The sequence below is a fragment of the Shewanella sp. NKUCC05_KAH genome (assembly GCF_019345585.1).
In the GTDB taxonomy this organism is placed as follows: domain Bacteria; phylum Pseudomonadota; class Gammaproteobacteria; order Enterobacterales; family Shewanellaceae; genus Shewanella; species Shewanella oncorhynchi.
On record NZ_JAHKQZ010000025.1, the window covers coordinates 48,567 to 73,642 of the forward strand.

General features: G+C 44.0%; 23 protein-coding genes. 19 read left to right on the forward strand and 4 right to left on the reverse strand.

The window, feature by feature from the left end; translation table 11 throughout:
* Window positions 1–32 precede the first annotated feature (32 nt).
* The gene (locus KO533_RS19570) at window positions 33–1,586 is read right to left on the reverse strand and encodes an oligopeptide:H+ symporter (protein ID WP_219255774.1); all 1,554 of its coding nucleotides are present in this window, start codon (window positions 1,584–1,586) and stop codon (window positions 33–35) included.
* Between the two features lie 250 nt (window positions 1,587–1,836).
* On the opposite strand from KO533_RS19570, the gene mioC reads away from it, so the two are divergent.
* From mioC to glmS, 18 genes are all read left to right on the forward strand, one after another.
* A complete protein-coding gene (mioC, locus tag KO533_RS19575) occupies window positions 1,837–2,277 on the forward strand; it encodes an FMN-binding protein MioC (protein WP_105250799.1) in 441 nt (146 codons plus the stop codon).
* A gap of 439 nt (window positions 2,278–2,716) precedes the next feature.
* Window positions 2,717–4,606, forward strand: a complete 1,890-nt coding sequence (gene mnmG / locus KO533_RS19580) for a tRNA uridine-5-carboxymethylaminomethyl(34) synthesis enzyme MnmG (RefSeq protein WP_219255775.1) — start codon at window positions 2,717–2,719, stop codon at window positions 4,604–4,606.
* Between the two features lie 117 nt (window positions 4,607–4,723).
* Window positions 4,724–5,344, forward strand: a complete 621-nt coding sequence (gene rsmG, locus KO533_RS19585; protein ID WP_131524521.1) for a 16S rRNA (guanine(527)-N(7))-methyltransferase RsmG — start codon at window positions 4,724–4,726, stop codon at window positions 5,342–5,344.
* 73 nt (window positions 5,345–5,417) lie between these two features.
* Window positions 5,418–6,206 (forward strand): ParA family protein, encoded by a 789-nt coding sequence (locus tag KO533_RS19590; protein ID WP_131524522.1) that lies wholly within the window; start codon window positions 5,418–5,420, stop codon window positions 6,204–6,206.
* Between the two features lie 9 nt (window positions 6,207–6,215).
* The gene (locus KO533_RS19595) at window positions 6,216–7,094 is read left to right on the forward strand and encodes a ParB/RepB/Spo0J family partition protein (RefSeq protein ID WP_105250795.1); all 879 of its coding nucleotides are present in this window, start codon (window positions 6,216–6,218) and stop codon (window positions 7,092–7,094) included.
* 225 nt (window positions 7,095–7,319) lie between these two features.
* Complete coding sequence (locus KO533_RS19600; protein WP_105250794.1) at window positions 7,320–7,703, forward strand: ATP synthase subunit I; 384 nt, start codon at window positions 7,320–7,322, stop codon at window positions 7,701–7,703.
* Window positions 7,704–7,715: 12 nt separating this feature from the next.
* Complete coding sequence (gene atpB, locus KO533_RS19605; RefSeq protein WP_105250793.1) at window positions 7,716–8,510, forward strand: F0F1 ATP synthase subunit A; 795 nt, start codon at window positions 7,716–7,718, stop codon at window positions 8,508–8,510.
* Window positions 8,511–8,574: 64 nt separating this feature from the next.
* Complete coding sequence (gene atpE / locus KO533_RS19610) at window positions 8,575–8,826, forward strand: F0F1 ATP synthase subunit C (RefSeq protein ID WP_006083840.1); 252 nt, start codon at window positions 8,575–8,577, stop codon at window positions 8,824–8,826.
* Window positions 8,827–8,863: 37 nt separating this feature from the next.
* Entirely contained in the window at window positions 8,864–9,334 is a 471-nt protein-coding gene (atpF, locus tag KO533_RS19615) for a F0F1 ATP synthase subunit B (protein WP_006083841.1), read from the forward strand.
* A gap of 15 nt (window positions 9,335–9,349) precedes the next feature.
* Window positions 9,350–9,883 carry a F0F1 ATP synthase subunit delta gene (gene atpH, locus KO533_RS19620; protein ID WP_006083842.1) on the forward strand — a complete coding sequence of 178 codons (534 nt, stop codon included), beginning with the start codon at window positions 9,350–9,352 and terminating at the stop codon, window positions 9,881–9,883.
* Between the two features lie 14 nt (window positions 9,884–9,897).
* On the forward strand, window positions 9,898–11,439 hold the full coding sequence (gene atpA, locus KO533_RS19625) for a F0F1 ATP synthase subunit alpha (RefSeq protein WP_105250792.1): 1,542 nt from the start codon (window positions 9,898–9,900) through the stop codon (window positions 11,437–11,439).
* Window positions 11,440–11,489: 50 nt separating this feature from the next.
* The gene (gene atpG / locus KO533_RS19630) at window positions 11,490–12,350 is read left to right on the forward strand and encodes a F0F1 ATP synthase subunit gamma (protein WP_006084762.1); all 861 of its coding nucleotides are present in this window, start codon (window positions 11,490–11,492) and stop codon (window positions 12,348–12,350) included.
* Between the two features lie 35 nt (window positions 12,351–12,385).
* Window positions 12,386–13,777 (forward strand): F0F1 ATP synthase subunit beta, encoded by a 1,392-nt coding sequence (atpD, locus tag KO533_RS19635; protein WP_105250791.1) that lies wholly within the window; start codon window positions 12,386–12,388, stop codon window positions 13,775–13,777.
* Window positions 13,778–13,813: 36 nt separating this feature from the next.
* On the forward strand, window positions 13,814–14,242 hold the full coding sequence (locus KO533_RS19640) for a F0F1 ATP synthase subunit epsilon (RefSeq protein ID WP_105250790.1): 429 nt from the start codon (window positions 13,814–13,816) through the stop codon (window positions 14,240–14,242).
* 198 nt (window positions 14,243–14,440) lie between these two features.
* Window positions 14,441–15,805: a bifunctional UDP-N-acetylglucosamine diphosphorylase/glucosamine-1-phosphate N-acetyltransferase GlmU gene (gene glmU, locus KO533_RS19645; RefSeq protein ID WP_219255776.1), complete on the forward strand. Its 1,365-nt coding sequence runs from the start codon at window positions 14,441–14,443 to the stop codon at window positions 15,803–15,805.
* 276 nt (window positions 15,806–16,081) lie between these two features.
* The gene (locus tag KO533_RS19650; protein WP_219255777.1) at window positions 16,082–18,184 is read left to right on the forward strand and encodes a TonB-dependent receptor; all 2,103 of its coding nucleotides are present in this window, start codon (window positions 16,082–16,084) and stop codon (window positions 18,182–18,184) included.
* Between the two features lie 202 nt (window positions 18,185–18,386).
* The gene (locus KO533_RS19655) at window positions 18,387–19,157 is read left to right on the forward strand and encodes a DeoR family transcriptional regulator (protein ID WP_011791272.1); all 771 of its coding nucleotides are present in this window, start codon (window positions 18,387–18,389) and stop codon (window positions 19,155–19,157) included.
* 44 nt (window positions 19,158–19,201) lie between these two features.
* Complete coding sequence (glmS, locus tag KO533_RS19660) at window positions 19,202–21,031, forward strand: glutamine--fructose-6-phosphate transaminase (isomerizing) (protein WP_014611872.1); 1,830 nt, start codon at window positions 19,202–19,204, stop codon at window positions 21,029–21,031.
* Window positions 21,032–21,139: 108 nt separating this feature from the next.
* Here the strand turns inward: glmS and KO533_RS19665 are convergent, their stop codons facing one another.
* From KO533_RS19665 to KO533_RS19675, 3 genes are all read right to left on the reverse strand, one after another.
* The gene (locus KO533_RS19665) at window positions 21,140–21,343 is read right to left on the reverse strand and encodes a DUF2061 domain-containing protein (protein ID WP_105250772.1); all 204 of its coding nucleotides are present in this window, start codon (window positions 21,341–21,343) and stop codon (window positions 21,140–21,142) included.
* A gap of 183 nt (window positions 21,344–21,526) precedes the next feature.
* Window positions 21,527–22,432, reverse strand: a complete 906-nt coding sequence (locus KO533_RS19670; RefSeq protein ID WP_219255778.1) for a 1,4-dihydroxy-2-naphthoyl-CoA synthase — start codon at window positions 22,430–22,432, stop codon at window positions 21,527–21,529.
* Between the two features lie 124 nt (window positions 22,433–22,556).
* Window positions 22,557–22,907, reverse strand: coding sequence for a hypothetical protein (locus KO533_RS19675; RefSeq protein WP_105250770.1), 351 nt, complete (start codon window positions 22,905–22,907; stop codon window positions 22,557–22,559).
* Window positions 22,908–22,998: 91 nt separating this feature from the next.
* Here KO533_RS19675 and ccoG point away from each other — a divergent pair, with 91 nt between their 5' ends.
* Window positions 22,999–24,426, forward strand: a complete 1,428-nt coding sequence (gene ccoG, locus KO533_RS19680; RefSeq protein ID WP_105250769.1) for a cytochrome c oxidase accessory protein CcoG — start codon at window positions 22,999–23,001, stop codon at window positions 24,424–24,426.
* Window positions 24,427–25,076 lie beyond the last annotated feature (650 nt).

The window sequence follows — 25,076 nt, forward strand, 5'->3', positions numbered from 1 at the left end:
TTTTATCTACAACCGAATATTTCCACCCATCCTCATGATTCGACGTGGCGGTAATGATCTTGCATTTGATAGGATCTTGCATAAAGCGCAAACATCAATGCTGCCAAGATGGCAAAACCAGCAAAGAAAAACATCTGAAATGCGGTAATGCTGATCCCCGTCTGGGCAATTTGTTCGGTCACAGCCGGACTTTTCACACTGACGTTCGCTAGTAGCACCCATAAGTTACCTACGGTCACCGATAAGGTCCAAAAACTCATGATAGTGCCTTTCATGGCTTTAGGCGCTTGGCTGTAGGCAAACTCTAGCCCAGTGGCAGAGACTAATACTTCACCAAAGGTGAGCAAAGCATAGGGCACAATCTGCCAAAATATTGATAATACCGAGCCGCCATCCATCACCAATTGAATGCTACCAACGACTATCCAGCTCACGCCCGTGATGGCAATCCCAGCCCCCATTTTACGCAAAGCAGTTAACTTTATACCCATGCGCTCAATCGCCGGATATAACACAAAGTTATTAAATGGGATCAGTAACATAACTAATAATGGGTTTAAAGCTTGCATCATGGCGGGTTCAAACCAATCAGGTTTAGACATGTCATTGGCTTGCAGTATCCAAGTGGACGCTTTCTGATCGAACAAAGACCAAAAGGGAGTCACTAACGCAAATAAGATTAAGATCCGTAGTACTGAACGCACCCCATCAACGGCGATATCCGGATGGATCCCCCTAGCGCGTTCGAGTTGCAATGAAGCCCCTGCGCCAACAAATCCCATCACTAGCACTAACGCACAACACAAACCAGCAACGATACCTAAGGTTGGAATATTCACTAAGGCATACGCTGCAGAAATTATCCCAACTAAAGCTAACACTAAACCTATGTTGGCTTGACCAGCGATTTTAGTGAGCAATGCGGTACGAATAACGGGTAAAAAACCATGGAGATTTTTCGGTTCGGGTGGCATATGCACATAACGTTTGCGGCCTAACCAGAAGAACACAGTTGCAATAAACATTAAGACACCAGGGATCCCAAATGCGACCGCAGCACCATAATATTTCAATAGTAATGGCATCGATAACGAGGCGAAGAAGGAGCCAAAGTTAATCGTAAAATAAAACAGATCAAACGCTTTCTGCGCCAATGTTTTATTGGTTTGATCAAATTGATCCCCCATAAAGGAAGAAACCAAGGGCTTAATCCCACCCGATCCGAGCGCAATTAAAAATAATCCCGTATAAAACCCTTGAATACTGTGTTCAAAAATAGCGAGAAACGCATGGCCAACACAGTAAATTAAACTTAACCATAAGATAGTATTGTATTTACCGAAAAAACGATCGGCAATCCAACCACCGAGTAACGGGAAAAAGTACACTCCAATGACAAAGGAATGGAACACATCCTTAGCCATAGTTCCGCGCAGTTCTTCTGGAATAGACAACAAAAGTGCTGTCATCAAGAATGGGGTAAGAATATTCCGCATACCGTAAAAGCTAAAACGTTCACAAGCTTCACTGGCTATGATGTAAGGAATTTGCCGTGGCCACTGGGGCGCATTTACGGGTGTTGTCATGGATCATCCTATTATAATTATTTGATTTTAAATGAAATTAACTTTTTAAATATATTAATTATGTATCAAGAAGCTAAAGGTAACATGTAAGCGAAACCAACCTTATATAAAGGATGCAAAAACTGCAAAAATCACGTATTGCTTCTGTGGTCCTATCCACATTTCCTTTATGATGAACATAATAATAGCCATTCAGCTATCTATTTAATTGAAATTAGTTTTAAAAACAACAACACACTGAGAAATCATAATGGCAAAGATTGAAGTAATCGTTGGTACAACATTGGGCAGTGCAGAGTATGTTGCCGACGAAATGATGGCCCAATTAACGGAGCAAGGACACCAAGTTCAAGTTCATTTAACCCCAACATTGTGCGAAATAGACACCCATGCACTGTGGATTATCGTGTCATCAACTCATGGAGCAGGTGATCTTCCAGATAATATTCAGCCTTTTTTCAACGAAATTACCGAGCAAAAACCGGATCTCAGCCAAGTAAACTTTGCCTTATGTGCAATTGGTGACTCAAGTTACGATACCTTTTGCCAAGGCCCAGAAAAATTAATTTCGGCTATTCAAGACTGCGATGCAAAAGCCTTTGTGGATAAGATCCAGATCGATGTACAGCTTGATCCTGTGCCGGAAGACCCAGCCCTTGCATGGTTAGCACAATGGCAACAGGACATTTAAGATCGCTTATTGGATAAGGTCCCTATCTATGTACAGTTTAGATCCTATTTATCCACAATTTACTTATTTAAAGTATAAACATGTGGATAAGCTATTATTTAGATCTGATCAACCTCTGTACTATTCACAGTCCGATCTGCTTAATGATCCGCCTTGTGGATAAGTAGGCGATCTATCCCCATGTTTAATGACATTAGATCGCGATCAGATCACAGGATCAAGATCGCGCTACTTAATGATTTATATAATGAATTTGGGTTATGCACAGAAAAGCGCGATCCTAATAGTAAACATAATAAGAAGATCTATATAAAGATCTTAAGATCTATTAGTCCGGATCATCTCGATCGAACAGCGTAAAATGATCATTCACCTAAGACGAAGCAAATGCTAAAATGATCGGCTCGTACTGAGTCTCTTAGCAATTGAAGGTAGTGGCATGCATTTTCATGAACGGTTTGATGTTATTGTTGTTGGTGGTGGTCATGCCGGAACTGAAGCCGCGTTGGCAGCAGCAAGAATGGGATCAAAAACATTATTACTAACGCACAATATCGATACGTTAGGACAAATGTCATGTAATCCAGCGATCGGTGGCATAGGCAAAGGCCATTTAGTGAAAGAAATTGACGCCTTAGGTGGTGCAATGGCAATCGCAACCGATTATGCAGGGATCCAATTTAGAACCTTAAATTCAAGTAAAGGCCCAGCAGTACGAGCAACACGTGCACAAGCTGACCGTGCACTGTATCGTCAAAAAATCCAAAATATATTACAAAACCAACCTAACTTACGTATTTTCCAACAAGCCGTAGATGACTTAATTGTTGAAAATCATCAAGTAGTTGGTGTAGTTACCCAAATGGGTTTAGCTTTTGAATCTCCAACTGTTGTATTAACAACAGGTACATTCTTAAGCGGCAAAATTCATATAGGCTTAGAAAACTACAGCGGTGGTCGTGCAGGCGATCCACCAGCGATTGCTTTAGCAAATCGATTACGTGAATTACCGATCCGAGTCGGTCGTTTAAAAACAGGTACACCGCCACGTATCGATGCAAACACGATCGATTTTTCTCAAATGGCTGAACAGAAAGGCGATTCTCCGTTACCTGTCATGTCATTTATGGGGGATGTCAGTCATCATCCAAAACAGATTTCTTGCTGGATCACTCACACTAATGAAAAAACCCATGAAATTATTCGTGGTGGTTTAGACAGAAGCCCTATGTATTCAGGCGTCATCGAAGGTATTGGTCCACGTTATTGCCCATCGATTGAAGACAAGATCCACCGCTTTGCTGATAAATCTTCGCATCAGATCTTCATCGAACCAGAAGGTTTAAATACCAATGAGATCTATCCTAACGGGATCTCTACTAGTTTACCTTTCGATGTACAGTTGAATTTAGTACGTTCGATCAAAGGCATGGAAAACGCAGAAATCATGCGTCCAGGTTATGCGATCGAATACGATTACTTCGATCCAAGAGATCTGAAAAACTCATTAGAAACTAAAGCGATCAACGGTTTATTCTTCGCAGGCCAAATAAACGGTACTACAGGTTATGAAGAAGCCGGTGCTCAAGGTTTGTTAGCAGGCATGAATGCCTCGCTGCAAGTGCAGGGCAAAGAAGCCTGGTGTCCACGCCGTGACGAAGCGTATCTTGGAGTACTAGTTGACGATTTATCGACTCTGGGTACCAAAGAACCATATCGCATGTTTACTAGCCGTGCCGAATACCGTTTGTTACTCCGTGAAGATAATGCTGATATTCGCTTAACGGCAAAAGGTCGCGAATTAGGTTTAGTTGACGATACTCGCTGGGCGGCATTTAGTGAGAAGTTAGAATCGATCGAACTTGAGTTACAACGTTTGCGCGCTCAATGGGTACATCCAAATTCACCTTTGATCCATGCGTTAAACCCACATTTGAATACGCCGATCTCTCGCGAAGCATCATTTGAAGAATTACTGCGTCGTCCAGAAATGGATTACAGCAAGTTGATGCAGATCGAAGGTTTTGGTCCAGGGCTTGAAGATCTACAGGCGGCCGAGCAAGTTCAGATTCAAGTTAAGTATTCTGGTTATATTCAACGTCAGCAGGAAGAGATCAACAAAGCTGTGCGTAATGAGAACACTGGTTTACCTTTGACGCTCGATTACAAAGAAGTACCGGGCTTATCGAACGAGGTGATTGCTAAGTTAAATAACCATAAACCAGAAACCATAGGCCAAGCCTCACGGATCTCTGGTATTACGCCTGCGGCTATTTCAATTTTGTTGGTTCACCTCAAAAAGCGTGGCTTATTACGTAAGAGTGCGTAAAAGCTAGCTTAATCGCTGCTTAGGTCATAGAAGGGAAGCATTCAGGCTTCCCTTCATCGTTTTCGGGCTTCATAATAGCCTTCGCGTTCATAATCGTATCTTTGTTGAGGTTGCTCAGTGTTATCTGCCCAGTTAGAGGCTTATTTAGCCGAAATTAATTTGCCCGCCACCGTCGAGCAGAAAAAACAACTAATTGATTTTGTTGGTATGCTCAACAAATGGAATAAAGCCTATAACCTGACATCGGTGAGAGATCCCGAAGCTATGCTGATCCGTCATATCATGGACAGTTTAGTGGTTTCAAAACACCTGCAAGGTGAACGTTTTATCGATGTAGGCACTGGACCGGGTTTACCTGGGATCCCATTAGCCATTATGAATCCCGATAAACAATTTGTGTTATTGGATAGCTTAGGTAAACGTATTCGTTTTCAAAAACAAGTGTCCTTTGAATTAGGCATACATAACATCAGCTCAGTTGAAAGCCGTGTAGAAGCGTATCAACCGGAGGATAAATTCGACGGTGTATTAAGTCGTGCATTTGCCTCAATCCAAGATATGCTGACTTGGTGCCATCATCTCCCCGCTGAACACGGACAGTTTTATGCACTCAAAGGCCAGTTGAATGATGAAGAGATGCAACATATTCCAAGTGGATTTGTGGTGAAAGAAGTTATCGAGCTTAAGGTGCCTAAACTCGATGAAAAAAGACATTTATTGAAGATAATCAAAGAATAACAGGCTTAAAAGTGATAAATAAATCATTTATAAGCAAGGGCAATAAACCAGCATTTACATACAGGGTGATATTGTGGGTAAAGTGATTGCCGTGGCTAACCAGAAAGGTGGCGTAGGAAAAACAACTACTTGCGTTAACCTCGCCGCTTCGTTAGCAGCAACAAAACGTAAAGTATTATTGATCGATCTCGATCCTCAAGGTAATGCCACCATGGGGAGCGGTGTCGATAAGTATGACGTAGCTAATACAGCCTATGAATTATTGGTTGAAGAAAAATCTTTCGACGAGATCGTCATTAAAAACACTGCAGGTAAGTATGATCTGATCGCCAGTAATGGCGATGTCACTGCGGCAGAAATCAAATTGATGGAGTTTTTTGCCCGTGAGGTTCGTTTGCGTAACGCGCTCGCACCGATCAAAGATCAATATGATTATATCTTTATCGACTGCCCTCCTTCATTGAACATGTTGACCGTAAATGCTATGTCTGCGGCCGACTCTGTACTCGTGCCTATGCAGTGTGAATATTATGCCCTTGAAGGCTTAACTGCGCTGATTGATACCATCACTAAGCTTGCTGCTATGGTTAATCCTGGACTTGGCATCGAAGGCATTTTACGTACTATGTATGATCCGCGTAATCGTTTATCTAATGATGTGTCCGATCAGCTAAAACAGCATTTTGGTGACAAAGTCTACCGTACCGTTATCCCACGTAATGTGAGGCTGGCAGAAGCACCAAGTTTTGGAGCGCCTGCTATGTATTACGATAAATCGAGTGCTGGCGCTAAGGCGTATCTAGCGCTTGCGGGTGAAATGATCCGTCGTTCAGAACAACAAACTCAGGCTAAGCAAGCGTAAAGGATCACCATGACGTTAAAGAAAAGAGGATTAGGCAAAGGGTTAGATGCCCTACTGAGTAACAGCCATGCCGCCAGTAAAAAGCACACTGACGAAGCTGATGTTGTCGATAAAAAAGAAGAGCTTATCCATCTCGATTTAGACTTATTACAGCCAGGTAAATATCAACCTCGTAAAGACATGTCCCCCGAAGCGTTGGAAGAACTGGCACACTCTATCCGCAACCAAGGCATTATTCAGCCTATCGTTGTGAGACAAGTGACGAATAACATGTATGAGATCATTGCGGGTGAACGTCGTTGGCGTGCTGCGCAACTTGCTGGCTTGAATAAAATCCCCTGCATTGTAAAGCAAGTAGCTGATGAAGCCGCTGTTGCTATTGCTTTGATTGAAAACATCCAGCGTGAAGACTTAAATGCCATGGAAGAAGCCATTGCATTGCAACGTTTAATGCAAGAGTTTGAACTGACTCACCAACAGGTTGCCGATGTTGTGGGAAAATCCAGAGCGAGTGTATCTAACTTGTTACGTTTAAATGGCTTAAATGAGCCTGTTAAGCGTCTACTCGAGTATGGCGACATTGATATGGGTCATGCTCGCGCTTTGTTGGCAATTGAGGGAGAAGAACAAACAAATCTTGCGAGATTAGTGGCCGCTAAGGAATTAACCGTTCGCGAAACTGAACGATTAATTAATCAAACCTTAAATCCGCCTAAACAAGCCGAAACTACGACTAAAGATCAAGATGTTTGTCGTTTAGAGCAGCAGTTAATTGAAAGATTAGGTGCCAAGGTTTCGATCGCTCATAGCAGTAAGGGCACGGGTAAAATTGTAATTAACTATCAGAATCTGGCTGAATTAGACGGAATTCTTAGTAAAATTCATTAATGTCTGTAGATTAACAGTTTTTAATGTAAATTTGTGACAGATGCTAATCTTACATTTTAACTCGTTTGGCGCGAGATCACGTTAAAAGTGTTGTTTTTCCTTATCTCAAAGTTGCAATGAAGGCGTGAAAAGGTATACTTTCGCAAGCTTTTTGTGCATCGACATAAATACGGGTATTTGTCATCCGGTCATCGAAACAAAAAGTATGAATGCGGAGAGGATGAATTGAGTAAGGTTTTAGCGCGTCGTGGCCGGTGGTCAGCCTATAAATTGGTGATGATGCAGGCGGCGGTCGCTGGGGGTGCTTCAATTCTCTTTTTCGCCGTGTGGGGAGTTCAGTTTGGCTATTCTGCATTAGCAGGTGGTTCAATCGCTGTGCTCCCTAATTTTGTATTCGCAACCCTCGCTTTCTCCCACACGGGAGCAAGTTCAGCTGCAAAAGTCATAAAGACTTTTTACTGGGGGGAAGCGGTAAAGTTGCTGTTAACCATCGCAATGTTTTCGTTTGTGTTTATCAATCTTAAGGTCGCTTTTATGCCGCTTTTTGTTTGTTATGTGCTGACGCTAATCGTGCATTGGACAGCTCCTTTATACTTCAAGCAAAGTTAAGTGGGATGAATCATGGCTGCAACTGGTGAAGCGTTAACACCGCAGGGCTATATCCAACATCACCTTACCAACTTAAGTGTTGGTGAAGGCTTTTGGACATGGCACATTGATTCGTTGTTCTTTTCGGTTGGTCTTGGTGTTCTGTTCCTGTGGATTTTCCGCAGCGTTGGTAAAAAAGCGACTTCCGGTGTTCCTGGCAAACTGCAATGTTTTGTTGAGATTATCGTCGAGTTCGTAAATAACAGCGTGAAAGAAAGTTTTCATGGTCGCAATGCTCTGATCGCGCCTTTAGCTCTGACCATTTTTGTATGGGTATTCATGATGAACTTCATGGATATGATCCCTGTAGATTGGCTGCCTCACGCAGCAAGTTTAATGGGTATTCCCTATCTAAAAGCGGTTCCGACGACTGACGTTAACATTACCTTTAGCTTAGCTATTGGTGTGTTCGTGCTGATTATTTTTTACAGCATTAAGGTCAAAGGTGTGTCTGGGTTTGTTAAAGAATTGACACTACAGCCCTTTAACCATAAGGCAATGATACCCGTCAACCTCCTATTAGAGACTGTTACTTTGATTGCTAAGCCAATTTCATTGGCATTGCGACTCTTTGGTAACTTGTACGCAGGTGAGTTGATCTTCATCCTTATTGCGCTGATGTATGGTACCAACTTGTTATTATCTACCCTAGGTGTGACTCTGCAACTGGGCTGGTTAATATTCCACATTTTGGTTATCACGCTGCAGGCGTTTATCTTCATGATGTTGACCATTGTTTATTTAAGCATGGCGCATGAAGATCATTAAGGATTGCTGAAGAAATTTTAAACTAAATCATCAACTAATATAGATTTAGATACTGGAGATACAGATGGAAACGATTTTAGGCATGACAGCTATCGCTGTTGCTCTGCTGATTGGTATGGGTGCTCTTGGTACTGCAATCGGTTTCGGCTTATTAGGCGGTAAGTTCTTGGAAGGCGCTGCGCGTCAACCAGAAATGGCTCCTATGCTACAAGTTAAAATGTTCATCGTAGCGGGTCTTCTTGACGCCGTAACTATGATCGGTGTTGGTATCGCATTATTTATGCTATTTACCAACCCACTGGGTGCAATGCTGTAAAAAACGCTTCTGTCTTAACTCTAAATAGGAGGCTGTTGTGAATTTCAACGCTACCCTAATCGGTCAGACGGTCGCCTTTATCATCTTCGTGTGGTTTTGCATGAAGTTTGTATGGCCCCCTTTGATGAATGCCATCGAAGAGCGCCAAAAAAGGATTGCTGACGGTCTAGCTGATGCTGATCGTGCGGTAAAAGACCTGGAGTTGGCACAAGCGAAAGCGACTGACCAACTAAAAGAAGCCAAGGTAACGGCTAATGAAATTATTGAGCAAGCTAACAAGCGTAAAGCTCAAATAGTTGAAGAAGCCAAAACCGAAGCAGACGCTGAGCGTGCTAAAATCATCGCTCAGGGTAAAGCAGAAATTGAAGCTGAACGTAATCGCGTCAAAGAGGATCTGCGTAAGCAGGTTGCTACTCTTGCCATCATGGGTGCTGAGAAGATCCTTGAGCGTTCTATTGATCCAGCCGCCCACAGTGACATAGTTAATAAACTAGTCGCTGAAATTTGATAAGGGAGTTGAGTTATGGCTGAATTAACCACCATCGCTCGCCCTTACGCAAAGGCAGCTTTTGACTTTGCTATTGAACAAGATGCAGTGGATTCTTGGGCTGAAATGCTCACGTTTGCCGCATTGGTGAGTGAAAACGAAACCATGCAACCACTGTTAGCTGGCTCTTTAGCCAGCACTAAGCTCGCAGCACTCTTTATTAGTGTGTGTGGTGAGCAAGTCAATGTGCAAGGTCAGAACCTGATAAAGGTAATGGCTGAAAACGGTCGCTTAAAGGTGCTACCTGCTGTATCTCAGTTATTTACTGAATACCGTAATGAGTGGGCAAAAGAAGTAGAAGCCGATGTGGTTTCTGCAACTGAGCTGAGCTCTGAACAACAACAGCAGATTAGTATTTCTTTAGAGAAACGTCTCGCACGCAAAGTTAAGCTGAATTGTAGCACTGACGCCGCGCTCATCGCCGGTGTAATCATTAAGACAGGAGACCTAGTCATCGATGGCTCGGTCCGCGGTAAGTTATCGCGTCTGTCTGATAAGCTGCAGTCGTAATTGGGAGTTTGAGCATGCAACTGAATTCCACTGAAATCAGCGATCTGATTAAGCAGCGGATCGAGCAGTTCGAAGTCGTTAGCGAATCTCGTAACGAAGGTACTATCGTTGCGGTAAGTGACGGCATCATCCGCATCCACGGCCTAGCCGACGTGATGCAAGGTGAGATGATCGAACTGCCTGGTAACCGTTTTGCAATCGCGTTGAACCTTGAACGTGATTCTGTCGGTGCCGTAGTAATGGGTCCTTATGCTGATTTAGCAGAAGGCGTAAAAGTGAAAACGACTGGCCGTATTCTGGAAGTTCCAGTTGGCCGCGGTCTTCTTGGCCGCGTTGTTAACACTCTAGGTGAGCCAATTGACGGTAAAGGACCTATCGATAACGATGGTTTCTCGCCAATTGAAGTTATCGCACCAGGTGTTATTGAACGTCAGTCTGTTGATCAACCAGTTCAAACTGGTTACAAAGCCGTTGATGCCATGATCCCTATCGGTCGTGGTCAACGTGAATTGATCATTGGCGACCGTCAAACTGGTAAAACAGCAATGGCGATCGACGCAATTATCAACCAGAAAAATTCTGGCATTAAATGTGTGTACGTCGCGATTGGCCAAAAGGCTTCTACTATCGCTAACGTAGTACGCAAGCTAGAAGAACACGGTGCTTTAGCTAACACTATCGTTGTTGTTGCAACTGCTTCTGAAGCCGCTGCTCTACAATACTTAGCGCCATATTCTGGTTGTTCTATGGGTGAATACTTCCGTGACCGCGGTGAAGATTCTTTGATCGTATACGATGATTTGTCTAAGCAAGCAGTTGCTTATCGTCAAATTTCGTTACTGCTCAAGCGTCCACCAGGCCGTGAAGCTTACCCAGGTGACGTATTCTATCTACACTCACGTTTATTAGAGCGTGCATCACGCGTTAACGCGATTTATGTAGAGAAGTTCACTAAAGGTGCAGTAACTGGCAAAACTGGTTCTTTAACCGCGCTGCCGATTATTGAAACGCAAGCGGGTGACGTTTCTGCATTCGTACCGACCAACGTAATTTCTATTACCGATGGTCAGATCTTCCTTGAGACCGATCTGTTTAACTCTGGCCTACGTCCAGCGGTTAACCCAGGTATTTCTGTTTCTCGTGTTGGTGGTGCGGCTCAGACTAAGATCATCAAGAAACTGTCTGGTGGTATTCGTACCGCACTAGCACAGTATCGTGAGCTTGCTGCGTTCTCGCAATTTGCATCTGATCTTGACGATGCAACACGTGCTCAGCTTGAGCATGGTGTGCGTGTTACCGAACTGATGAAGCAAAAGCAATATGCTCCTATGAGCGTAGCCGCTCAAGCTGTGTCTATTTTCTCAGCTGAAAAAGGTTACCTGAAGAGTGTTGAGCTGAATAAGGTCGGTAATTTCGAAGCCGCTCTGCTCTCGTTCATGAACAGCGAGCATGCTCCTTTAATGAAGCTTATCAACGAAACTGGCGATTATAGCGCTGATATCGAAGCTGAATTAAAAGCTGGCCTCGACAAGTTCGTAGCAACCCAAACCTGGTAACAATGATAGAGGTGTCTTAAGACACCTCAGGTCCAGATTGGAGAGTAGAGATGGCCGGCGCTAAAGAGATTAAAACCAAGATCGCGAGTGTGAAAAACACTCAGAAGATCACGTCCGCCATGGAAATGGTGGCAGCCAGCAAAATGCGCAGAGCGCAGGAACGCATGGCTGCGAGCCGTCCATATGCGGAAAGCATGCGTAAGGTGATCGGTCACGTCGCGCAAGGTTCTCTCGAGTATAAACACCCCTATTTGGAGGTGAGAGAGGCTAAGCGGGTTGGTTACATTGTTGTAGCAACCGACCGTGGCCTTTGTGGTGGTCTGAACGTTAACCTTTTCAAAAAGGTTATTGCAGACGTGAAAAGCTGGAAAGCCCAAGGTGCAGAATTTGAATTTTGCCCTATCGGTGCACGTAGTGTGCAGTTTTTCAAAAACTTCGGTGGACAAGTGTCTGCTCACGCTTCAGGTTTAGGCGATGCTCCAAAGCTCGCTGACTTGATCGGGACAGTCGGTGTCATGCTAGAAGCTTACAACGAAGGCAAGCTGGATCGTCTGTACGTGGTATTTAACAAATTTGTGAATACTATGACGCAGACTCCTGTGATCGAGCAGCTGCTACCTTTGCCTAAATCAGAAGATGATGAAACTGCTCATCGTTGGGATTATATCTACGAGCCAGATCCAAAAGCACTTTTGGATACTTTATTGGTCCGTTATGTAGAATCTCAGGTTTACCAAGGTGTTGTTGAAAACATTGCCTCTGAACAAGCTGCCCGTATGGTAGCAATGAAGTCGGCAACAGACAACGCGGGTGAGCTTATCAACGACTTGCAACTGGTCTATAACAAGGCCCGTCAGGCTGCGATTACGCAGGAACTGTCGGAAATTGTTTCTGGTGCCTCTGCGGTTTAGGTTAGGTAACGAATACAAGTTTTAGAGGATTAATCATGAGCACAGGTACTGTTGTCCAAGTGATTGGCGCGGTTGTGGACGTAGAGTTCCCACAAGATGCCGTACCTCAAGTATATGACGCTCTGAAAATCGTAGGTGAAGGCCCGTGTAATGGTTTGGTGCTGGAAGTTCAGCAACAGCTAGGTGGTGGTGTAGTTCGTACCATCGCTATGGGTTCTTCTGACGGTCTGCGTCGTGGTCTTGAAGTAGTAAACTCAGGTTCACCTATTACTGTTCCAGTTGGTACCGCCACTCTTGGCCGTATCATGAACGTATTAGGCGAGCCTATTGATGAAGCGGGTCCAATCGGTGAAGAAGAGCGTTATGTTATTCACCGTACAGCTCCTTCATACGAAGATCAATCAAGCTCTACTGAACTGTTAGAGACTGGCATCAAGGTTATCGACCTTGTTTGTCCATTCGCTAAGGGCGGTAAAGTCGGTTTGTTCGGTGGTGCGGGTGTTGGTAAGACAGTTAACATGATGGAACTGATTAACAACATCGCTAAAGCCCACTCGGGTCTTTCTGTATTCGCCGGTGTAGGTGAACGTACTCGTGAAGGTAACGACTTCTACTACGAGATGAAAGATTCTGGCGTTCTCGACAAAGTGGCCATGGTTTATGGTCAGATGAACGAGCCTCCAGGTAACCGTTTGCGTGTTGCACTGTCTGGTCTGACTATGGCAGAGAAGTTCCGTGACGAAGGTCGTGACGTACTGTTGTTCGTTGACAACATCTATCGTTATACCTTAGCCGGTACTGAAGTATCTGCACTGTTAGGTCGTATGCCTTCTGCGGTAGGTTATCAACCAACATTGGCTGAAGAGATGGGTGTTCTGCAAGAGCGTATCACTTCAACTAAGACGGGTTCTATTACTTCTGTACAAGCGGTATACGTACCTGCGGATGACTTGACCGATCCGTCACCAGCAACAACCTTCGCTCACTTAGATGCGACTGTTGTACTGTCACGTCAAATTGCTTCTCTGGGTATTTACCCAGCGGTTGACCCATTGGATTCGACTTCACGTCAATTAGATCCATTGGTTGTTGGCCAAGAGCATTATGACGTTGCTAACGGCGTGCAAACTGTACTGCAACGTTACAAAGAGCTGAAAGACATTATTGCGATTCTGGGTATGGACGAATTGTCTGATGAAGACAAGACTGTCGTATTCCGTGCTCGTAAGATTGAGCGTTTCTTATCTCAGCCTTTCTTCGTAGCAGAAGTCTTTACTGGATCTCCTGGTAAGTACGTTTCTCTGAAAGACACTATCCGTGGCTTTAAGGGTATTTTGAACGGTGAGTTTGATCACCTGCCAGAACAAGCGTTCTACATGGTTGGCTCAATCGATGAAGTCATCGAGAAAGCGAACAAAAAGAAATAACTAAGTATTCATACTTAGTTTTTTAAGGAGAACGGGATGGCAGCCATGACAGTACATCTTGATATTGTAAGCGCAGAGAGCAAAATCTTCTCTGGTCGTGTAGCTTCGCTGCAAGTGACTGGTTCTGAAGGTGAGTTGGGCATAATGCATGGCCACGCTCCTTTGCTTAGTTATATCAAACCTGGCATGGCGCGCATCGTCAAGCAAGACGGCAGTGAAGAAGTGTTTTACCTTTCAGGTGGTATTCTGGAAGTGCAGCCTTCTTCTGTCTCCGTATTGGCTGATGTGGTTATGCGTGCCAAAGATATTGATGAGCAAGCGGCATTAGAAGCTAAGCGTCGTGCAGAAGCCCATATGGCAACTGCTGGCGCTGACTTCAATTATGACGCGGCTATGGTTGAGTTAGCTAAGGCTATGGCTCAATTACGTGTTGTTGAAACCATCAAGAAAAACATTGCCAGATAAGGTTATTGTTTGTGAAAAAAGGCGACCCTATGGTCGCCTTTTTTGTGTCTAAAAATGGGATAGATTGGCATTCTTGCATGTCTTTGATTGACTAGCATTGCTATCTACTTCGCTTTTCGATGTGCTTTCCGTTAAAATTGCGCCACAAAATCGACCGTAATTTTTCACCCTCTTGGGTATTTGTTCAAGGATATGGTAATGGCATTAAATGTAGTGATCTTAGCGGCTGGCAAGGGAACACGGATGCGCTCTGATCTTCCTAAGGTATTACATCCCATCGCCCATAAGAGCATGGTGCAACATGTCATCGATACCGCTAATAAAGTTGGCAGTGACTCTATTCAGTTAGTCTATGGTTATGGTGCCGACAAGCTACAAGCCTGTTTGGGTGAGCAACAACTTAACTGGGTATTGCAAGCCGAGCAATTAGGCACAGGTCATGCGGTTGCACAGGCTAGCCCACATATCGCCGACAGCGATACAGTACTTATTCTTTATGGCGATGTGCCGTTGATCCAGACATCAACTCTCGAAGCCTTACTCGACGCCCGTCCTGAAAATGGCGTTGCTATTTTAACAGTGAATTTAGCGAATCCTATGGGTTATGGCCGTATTGTCCGTGAGCAAGGAAAAGTCATTGGAATTATTGAGCAAAAAGATGCGACTGCAGAACAGTTGCTGATCAACGAAATTAACACCGGCATCATGGCGGTTCCGGGTAAACAACTTAAAACTTGGTTGAGCCGTTTATCGAACAATAATGCTCAAGGTGAATATTATCTAACGGATATTATTGCTATGGCGCACGCTGATGGCGTTGCTATTGATACTGCTCAGCCACAATCGGCCATTGAAGTGGAAGGCGCCAATAATCGCATGCAATTAGCGCAACTTGAACGTGCTTACCAAGCTCGTGAAGCCGAAAAGCTCATGTTGGCGGGGGCGAACCTTCGCGACCCAAGCCGTATCGATATCCGTGGTGAAGTCACTGTTGGTATGGATGTGATGATCGATATTAATGTGATATTCGAAGGCAAAGTGACCTTGGGTAATAATGTCACTATTGGCGCAGGCGCGATTTTAATTGATTGCGAGATTGCCGATGATGCTGAGATCAAGCCTTACTCTATTATAGAAGGTGCTACGCTTGGCGTTGCTGCCAGTGCCGGCCCATTTGCCCGTTTACGTCCCGGCGCAGAGCTTAAGCAAGATGCACATATAGGCAACTTTGTTGAAGTGAAAAAAGCGGTGATTGGCGTGGGATCAAAAGCAGGGCACTTAGCCTATTTAGGCGATGCCATCATTGGTGATGGCGTCAACATTGGTGCTGGTACTATTACCTGCAACTATGATGGCGCGAATAAGCATCTTACTGTTATCGAAGATAACGTCTTTGTCGGCTCTGACACTCAGTTGGTGGCTCCAGTGACCATAGGTAAAGGGGCAACTTTAGGGGCCGGTTCAACGATTACCCGTGATGTAGGTGAGAATGAGTTAGTGATCACTCGTGTTAAACAAAAACACCTCACTGGTTGGCAACGTCCAGTGAAAATTAAAAAGTAAGTTTTAAAACTCAACTTAATGTCAAAAAAGCGGCCATGTGCCGCTTTTATCTTTATTGTGTTCAATGTGTTGCACTAAAAAGCCTTTTTATTAAGTAATGCTTAATAATTAAGATTTTCTTCATGTTTTTGTGGTATGGGCAAATTGTTGGTTTTTAAGTTAATTTGATCACTATCACACTCAATTGTAAATTTTAGTAAAGAAGAGAAAATAAAAACACTTCTCATTTATATTGCCTGCAATTCTAAGACGAAAGGTCTATTTGAGGTGTTGGCAATGGTATTTAAATATTCAGTTATAGGTTTAGCTGTAGGCTCGGCATTAATGGCTATGCCGGTTATTGCAGAAGTGGCGAGCGATAAAAATATTGAGCGCATCAATGTGACTGGCCGTACTTTTAACGACTATAAAGTCGGTAGTGCATCGGGTGCCATGCGTGGCGATATCGACTTAATGGATACTCCACAGTCAGTTAATGTTATCCCTGATTTTGTAACTGATGAACAGTTGGCAACCAATCTAGCGGAAGTATTAGTTAATGATTCGAGTGTGACAGCGGGAACCACACGCTGGAACCGTCAAGTCTTCAGTATCCGCGGCTTCGAGCTCGATTCGGGTAATGGTTATCTTATCAATGGCCATCAACAATGGTCTCACTACGTACAACCAATTGAAACTTTACAGCAAGTCGAAGTATTGAAAGGTCCTTCGAGCATGTTGTACGGCCAATCTGGCCCTGGTGGTTTAGTGAATATGGTCACTAAGAAACCGACCTATGATTCAATGCTCGATTTAGGTTTTGATACTGATGGTTTGGGTTCGACCCGTGCTCAGCTAGATGCGGGCGGCAGTTTAAATGATGCTCAGAGTCTTCGTTACCGCGGCGTGTTAGTGAAGCAAGACACAAAATACTGGCGTGAGTATTCCGCTAACGATGAGAATCAAGAGCGTGACCGTTGGTTGGGCTACTTAAACCTAGAATTTGATGTCAGTGATGATGTTCTGTTATCGGTTAAGTACGATCATACCCAAGATAAAGCGGGTATTGATGCGGGTGGGTGGTTAGATAAACAAGGTAATGTTATCGGTGAACGTAAAACCGTATGGGATGCACCTTGGGCCTTTACCGATAACACAGTCTCTAACTTAGGTGCCGATCTAACTTGGCAGATGAGTGATGATTGGAAAGTCAAAGTTGGTTATAACGATCAGCAGTTTAATCGCCAACGTTTAGACTCTGCGCCAAGCTTAAATAAAGGCTCTGAAGATCCATATAAAGATGGTTACACCATAAACCCGTTTGATCGTTATGACGATTGGCAGCATAAAACGGCCTATGTCGATTTCACGGGTGAATTTTCTTTGGCAGGAATGGAGCATCAATTCCTTATTGGAGCTAACTATTTAGACTATTTCTATCAGCAGCAAATTCAGAAAGGCAAAAGTCAGCCCGTAATTCCTGGGCAACCAATTATTCAGCAAGATCTTGATTATCACCAAGGTAAGCTAAGCAACCCAAGCGAATACAAGTATTACGGTTTCTATTTACAGGATTTGATGACGCTTAATGAGCAATGGAAATTGCTTGCTGGTGTGCGTTACGACGAACAGAAAAAAGATGGTTATGGCGAAAATAGCTATGCCGTATCGCCTAAGTTTGGTGTGATCTACTCGCCAATGAGTAATGGCAATATTTACGTTAACTATTCAAAAAGCTTTACACCACAAGGCGCGGTAAATAACGAATTCGATGTCAACGATGGCCTGAATTTAAAGCCAGAATACGGTATTCAATATGAACTGGGTACTAAGTGGGAATTGTTTGACGATAGCCTGTTATTAACCGCAGCGGTATTCGATATTACGCTCGAAAACATCACAATTTCAGAGAAATTATCAGCACCAATTGGTGATTATACCGATATCACTACTCAGGGGGGTGAACAGAAACATCGTGGCTTTGAAATGGGAGCACAGGGTCAAATCGGTGATAGCTGGTTTGTGACTTCTTCCATGATGTATTTAGATGCAGAGTATCAAACGGGAGATGCCCGTGAAGGTAAAACTCCGATTGATGCCCCTGAGTGGTCGGCCAATATCTGGACCCGTTACGAAGTGACTGACAATTTTGCGATGAACTTCGGTGCTATCTATGTGGGTGAGCGTTTTGCCGATCTCGATAACACTATTACTAAAGATGGTTATGTGCGTTTCGATATAGGTGCAGCCTACACTATGGATATCATGGGCAAAGATGTGAGCCTTCGCGCCAACGTGAGAAACCTCTTCGATACCGATTATATCGATGGTGGTCAGTACAATATGGTCACTATTGGCCAAGACCGTAACTTCAGTGTTGCAGTTGAAGCTAAGTTCTAATACTTATTCGGATTTTTAATCCATTTAAAGCAGTTTATTCCTAAAGGATAAACTGCTTTTTTATGGGCTAATTTCCAAGTTGACAGGCTAGACAGATAAAAAAATTGCTTGGATCATGCAAAAGTGTGTTTCGTATGACTAGCAAAAAAGTTTCGTTTCACTATAATGCACCTTTCGAATCGAAACTTAACTGAAAGGTTTTATGAATAAACGAAACACACAGCAGCGTCGCCACAGCATAATCACCATATTGAACGAACAGGGTGAAGTGAGCGTTGATGAACTGTCGTTACGTTTTGAAACCTCAGAAGTGACGATTCGTAAGGATCTCGCCGCGCTTGAGAAAACGGGTTTATTATTGCGCCGTTACGGTGGCGCCGTGGCGATTCCAGACGAAGTCACTCAACAGTTCTCTGCTAAAATTGCGCCTAATAAACTTTCTATTGCTAAAACCGCCGCGCAGCTGATTAAAGATCACAATCGCATCATTATCGATAGCGGCACTACAACGTCAGGCTTGATTGAACAGCTGAACGATAAGCGTGGGCTGGTGGTCATGACTAATGCGCTACACCTTGCAAATGCCATCCATGAACTCGAAAACGAGCCAACTTTATTGATGACCGGTGGCACGTGGGATCCGCATTCTGAATCCTTTCAAGGCCAAGTCGCCGAGCAAGTGTTGCGCTCATATAATTTCGATCAACTGTTTATCGGTGCCGATGGTATCGATCTTGAACGCGGGACCACCACCTTTAACGAGTTAACAGGCCTAAGTAAAGTGATGGCCGAAGTTTCCCGCGAAGTGATCGTTATGGTCGATTCAGACAAAATCGGCAAGCGGATCCCTAACTTAGAGTTGCCGTGGGCCAAGGTCAGTGTGCTGGTTACCGACTCACGTATCGACGAGAGTGCGCTCAAACAAATTTCAGATCAGGGCGTGCGAGTTATGTTAGCGCCCTACGCTCAATAGACAAAATAGCTTAACAACTTCATTTTAATTTATAGGTAAAGACTATGTGTGGAATAGTAGGCGCCGTGGCGCAAAGGGATGTGGCTGAAATTCTGGTAGAAGGCTTACGCCGTTTAGAATATCGCGGATATGACTCTGCAGGCGTTGCCGTTATTCACAATGGTGAACTCAACCGTACGCGCCGCGTTGGCAAAGTACAAGAGTTGTCGGCTGCGCTTGAAACTGACCCATTAGCAGGCGGAACCGGTATCGCGCACACTCGTTGGGCGACCCACGGTGAGCCGAGTGAGCGTAATGCTCATCCGCATTTATCGGAAGGTGATATTGCCGTGGTGCACAACGGTATTATCGAAAACCACAATAAACTGCGCGAAATGCTTAAAGGTTTAGGTTACAGCTTTAGTTCAGATACCGATACCGAAGTGATTTGTCACTTAGTGCACCATGAGCTGAAAACCCATAACACTCTGCTTGGTGCCGTACAAGCCACGGTTAAACAACTCGAAGGCGCCTATGGCACAGTCGTTATTGACCGTCGTGATAGTGAACGTATGGTTGTTGCTCGCTCTGGTAGTCCATTGGTGATTGGTTTTGGTCTAGGTGAAAACTTTGTTGCTTCAGATCAACTTGCCTTATTACCCGTCACTCGCTCATTTGCTTTCCTCGAAGAAGGTGATGTGGCCGAAGTGACCCGTCGCAGCGTGAGTATTTTCGACTTAAACGGTAATGCCGTTGAGCGTGAAGTCAAAGAATCTGAAATTACCCATGATGCCGGTGACAAAGGCGAATATCGCCACTATATGCTTAAAGAAATTTACGAGCAGCCATTGGCACTGACGCGCACAATTGAAGGTCGTATTGCTAATAAGCAAGTGCTAGACACGGCTTTTGGTGACAACGCTGCTGAGTTTTTAAAAGATATCAAACATGTGCAAATCATCGCCTGTGGTACTAGTTACCATGCGGGCATGGCGGCACGTTACTGGTTAGAAGATTGGGCTGGCGTGTCTTGTAACGTCGAAATTGCCTCTGAATTCCGTTATCGCAAGTCGCACTTATTCCCAAATAGCCTGTTGGTGACGATTTCACAATCGGGTGAAACTGCCGATACCTTAGCGGCCATGCGCTTAGCGAAAGAAATGGGTTACAAAGCCACATTGACGATTTGTAATGCGCCAGGTTCATCACTGGTTCGCGAATCTGACATGGCTTACATGATGAAAGCGGGCGCCGAGATTGGCGTGGCATCGACTAAAGCTTTCACAGTACAACTTGCTGGCTTATTAATGTTGACTGCGGTGATCGGTCGCCACAATGGTATGTCTGATCAAATGCAGGCTCAAATCACTCAAAGCCTACAATCTATGCCAGCAAAAGTGGAACAAGCTTTAGGTTTAGATGCTGCGATTGCAGAATTGGCTGAAGATTTTGCCGATAAACACCATGCATTATTCCTTGGCCGTGGCGATCAATATCCGATTGCGATGGAAGGCGCGTTAAAGCTGAAAGAGATTTCTTATATTCATGCTGAAGCTTATGCCTCTGGCGAATTAAAACACGGCCCACTAGCGCTTATCGATGCTGATATGCCAGTGATTGTCGTTGCGCCAAACAATGAATTGCTCGAAAAACTGAAATCGAATGTTGAAGAAGTGCGTGCCCGTGGCGGCTTAATGTATGTGTTTGCCGATGTAGATGCCGAGTTCGAGTCGGATGACACGATGAAAGTGATCCCTGTGCCACACTGTGACATCTTTATGGCGCCACTGATCTACACTATTCCTTTACAGCTATTGTCGTACCATGTTGCATTAATCAAAGGTACTGACGTGGATCAACCACGTAACTTGGCAAAATCTGTAACAGTAGAATAAATAGAGGTATTTAAATGAAAACCGCCTTTATTGGCGGTTTTTTCATTTAGATTCACGACAAAATGACGATTAACTTACAGCAATAGCAAATGCTGGTGGCTTAGCTTTCTATGCTGGAATGGCATCTAGCTCGTGCTGCTTTTTTGCCTCAATGCGTTTCCACACTTTGTCATGGAAGTAAAACACTACAGTGTTAATCGCGGGTTCTACTAAGGCTACTGCGCCACCGACGACCACACTGCCAGTTAATAAATAGGTTACGGTAAAAGCGACGCTAAAATGTAGTACAGCAAAAGTGAGTGTCTTAGTCATGATCTTGTCCTCTAAATAGGCTCCCAGCGGGAATATTTAGATGATAACAATTCTCATTAAAATTAAAAGCCGTGTTTTCAGATTAGTTTAAACGGTTTTATCTATTTATCCGTTGTAAAAAACATAAAGCCCTCACGATGGAGGGCTTTGAGCATTTAAACGTAAATTAATACGATTCTAAAATTAGTAGTGCCAAGGGAAGGCTGAAAAATCTTGATCGCGTTTTTCGAGGAAGGCATCGCGTCCTTCCTGTGCTTCGGCGCTCGCATAGGCTAAACGCGTCGCTTCACCGGCAAATAATTGCTGACCGACCATGCCATCGTCTGTCATGTTGAAGCCGTATTTAAGCATACGCATAGCCGTAGGTGATTTAGAGTTAATCTCTTTCGCCCACATTAATGCTTCGGTTTCTAGCTCTGCATGGGGAACGGATTTATTAACCATACCCATGTCGAAGGCTTCATCAGCGCTGTAGTTAAATCCGCAGAAGAAGATTTCGCGGGCACGTTTTTGGCCTATCATTTTGGCGAGATAAGCACTGCCATAACCTGAGTCGAAGCTCGCAACATCGGGATCGGTTTGTTTAAATATTGCGTGTTCTTTCGAGGCTAAGGTTAAGTCGCACACTACGTGTAAACTATGGCCACCACCCACCGCCCAACCTGGCACAACGGCGATGACCACTTTAGGCATAAAGCGGATAAGGCGTTGCACTTCTAATATATGTAAGCGGCCCATTCTGGCTTGATCGGCTTTACCTTCTTCGGCGCCTTCATATTTATAGCCATCTTTGCCGCGAATACGTTGATCGCCACCTGAACAGAACGCCCAGCCACCATCTTTTGCCGAAGGACCGTTACCCGTAAGCAGTACGCAACCCACATCAGACCATTGGCGTGCATGGTCGAGTGCGATAAATAACTCATCAACGGTTTTAGGTCGGAAGGCGTTGCGGCACTCTGGGCGATTAATGGCAATGCGTACTGTGCCGTGCGCTTTGGCTCTGTGGTAAGTAATATCGTCGAAATGAAATCCACTGACTTCATCCCATAGGGTGGGAGCAAAAATGTCTGATACTTGTTGGGTCATGATTCATAGGCCTTTATGCTGTAATGCCTCAAAGGCTAGGCGGAATCATATATAAGGTCAATCACCTAAGTCTAAACCTTAGCGCTATATAGCAAAATCCCGTTTGCCTATGAGTCTGTAATGATTAAAGGTGATCACATAGATAAAGCTGATTATCTTTGCTAAACACTGGATGTTGAGGTGCCATAGTACCGCAATAGTTAGCCTTAAAGTCGGCAATAGACTCGGGTGTCATTGGAATTTGATTGAAGGCTTCGAGTTCTAATGTGGATAAACGTTCTATGATGTCGGTTCTTACCTTAGTCAGTTTATGGTCGATTTTAATAATTTTTGTTCCTGTCATAGAGTCAACTTTATTCTCTATTTCTTTGATCATCGCCTCAGTCTTTGCAATAGGAACATCTAATTTATCTGTTTCTGTGTATAAGTAATATAAAGCACCCGCGAGTAGCGCCAATATGATCCAACCTTTCATCTTTTAGTCCAACATAAGTGAATAACCATTAAGAATATGGGTATAATAAGCTAGTTTTCGTCCAATATTAAAGCAGTAAAAGGCTGTAACGATGAACTCAGAATCTAACAACAAGGACTATTCGAAAACCAATCGAATTAAGATTCACCAGCCAGATGCGAGTAAAGCCGATCGCTTTAATCCTCGTAATCGGATTTATGTCCGAGCCATAGACGGTTTGTGGAGTAGCGTACGTCGCCGCATGGGCTGGATCGCCATGTTATTTTTCCTGCTTTTACCTTGGATCCCTTGGGGCGACCGTCAAGCCGTATGGTTTAACTTGGGCGAACAAAAGTTTCACGTCTTCGGTTTAACGATTTGGCCGCAGGATCTCACCTTGCTTGCAGCGTTGTTTATGATCGCTGCCTTCGCTCTGTTTTTTGTGACCACCTATCTTGGCCGTGTTTGGTGTGGATACACTTGCCCCCAAACAGTATGGACCTTTATGTTCATCTGGTTCGAGGAAAAACTTGAAGGCGCACGCAATAAACGCATTAAGCTCGATCAAATGCCATGGAGCTTTGACAAACTCTGGCGCAAAACGGCAAAACATACGGCCTGGCTATTGCTCTCACTGATGACGGCGATGACCTTTGTGTCCTATTTTGTGCCAAGTCGTGAAGTCTATGTCGATGTATTTACGCTTAATGCTTCTGGCGGTATCTACTTCTGGGTCGTGTTTTTTACACTTGCCACATACGGCAATGCGGGTTGGATGCGTGAAATCATGTGTATCCACATGTGCCCTTATGCTCGTTTCCAAGCGGCCATGTTCGATAAGAATACTTTTATCGTGGGTTACGATACTAAACGTGGTGAGACTCGTGGTCCGCGTTCACGCAAAGATGACCCTAAAGAGCTAGGGCTTGGCGACTGTATCGACTGTGACTTGTGTGTGCAGGTATGTCCTACGGGAATCGATATTCGTAATGGTCTGCAATATGAGTGTATTAACTGCGGCGCTTGTATCGATGCCTGCGATCAAACCATGGATCGTATGGGGTATGAAAAAGGGCTTATCAGTTATACCACCGAGAACAAGTTAGAAGGAATTAAGCAAAAAGTGCTGCGACCTAAACTTGTCGGTTATGGCGTGGTATTGATAGCGATGATATTAGTCTTTATATACTCCAGTGCGACCATCGCGCCTGTGCGTATGGACATCATTCGTGATCGCAACCAGCTCTATAGAGAGAACAATCAAGGTTTGATTGAAAACACCTTCACCTTGAAGATTCTTAATAAGACAGAGCAATCCCACGAATACACTATGAGTGTCGAAGGATTAGACAACTATAAATGGTACGGTCCAACTTCGGTCACTATTGCGGGTGGTGAAGTGTTAACTCTCCCTATTAGTGTGGGTATCGATCCGGTTGAGCTGTCTCGTTCAGTTACTAATATCGAGATAAAAGTGAAAACTCATATCGACGGTGAAGAAGTCGAAGTTGAGCAAGAATCTCGCTTCTTTAGTCCATAGATAACAATATTTATGATGATCTAGCTGAGCGTGACTCATATAGATTGCCAGACTTAATCGAGATAAAGGGGCTTTTTAGCCCCTTTTTTATACGTATCGTTTGATAAGTAAACGTCTAAACCATTAATCGTTATTTTCCTACAAAAAGCCCTTGCACAAAATCTCCTGCTCCCTATAATGCGCATCCATTGACACGGCAGACAGCGAAAGCAAGCTGACGAGTTAGGTTGAATTGAGTCGCTTTTAAGTACTTAATTCAAGCGCAGCAAGAAGTTGAAAAATACTCCTTGACGCGAAACGGGAAATGCGTAGAATACGCAGCCCTAGCCAACTGGAAGCGTTCGACGCTCAGTGCGGTACTCAAGTTCTCTTATGAATATTGAGTTGCTCTTTAACAAGATAAAACAAGAAATCTGTGTGGACACTCACAGGTGTTGAGTTAATCGAAACTGCTTAGCCTTCGGGTTGGCAGTCAAAATTTAAATCAATGTAACAATGAGTGTTCATAGTAATATGTACAGTTTGTTTCTTTAGCTAGAAACAAAAAATCAGAATTCATTGAGCCGCTGAAGTCGCAAGACGGAAGCAACAAAACTTTAATTGAAGAGTTTGATCATGGCTCAGATTGAACGCTGGCGGCAGGCCTAACA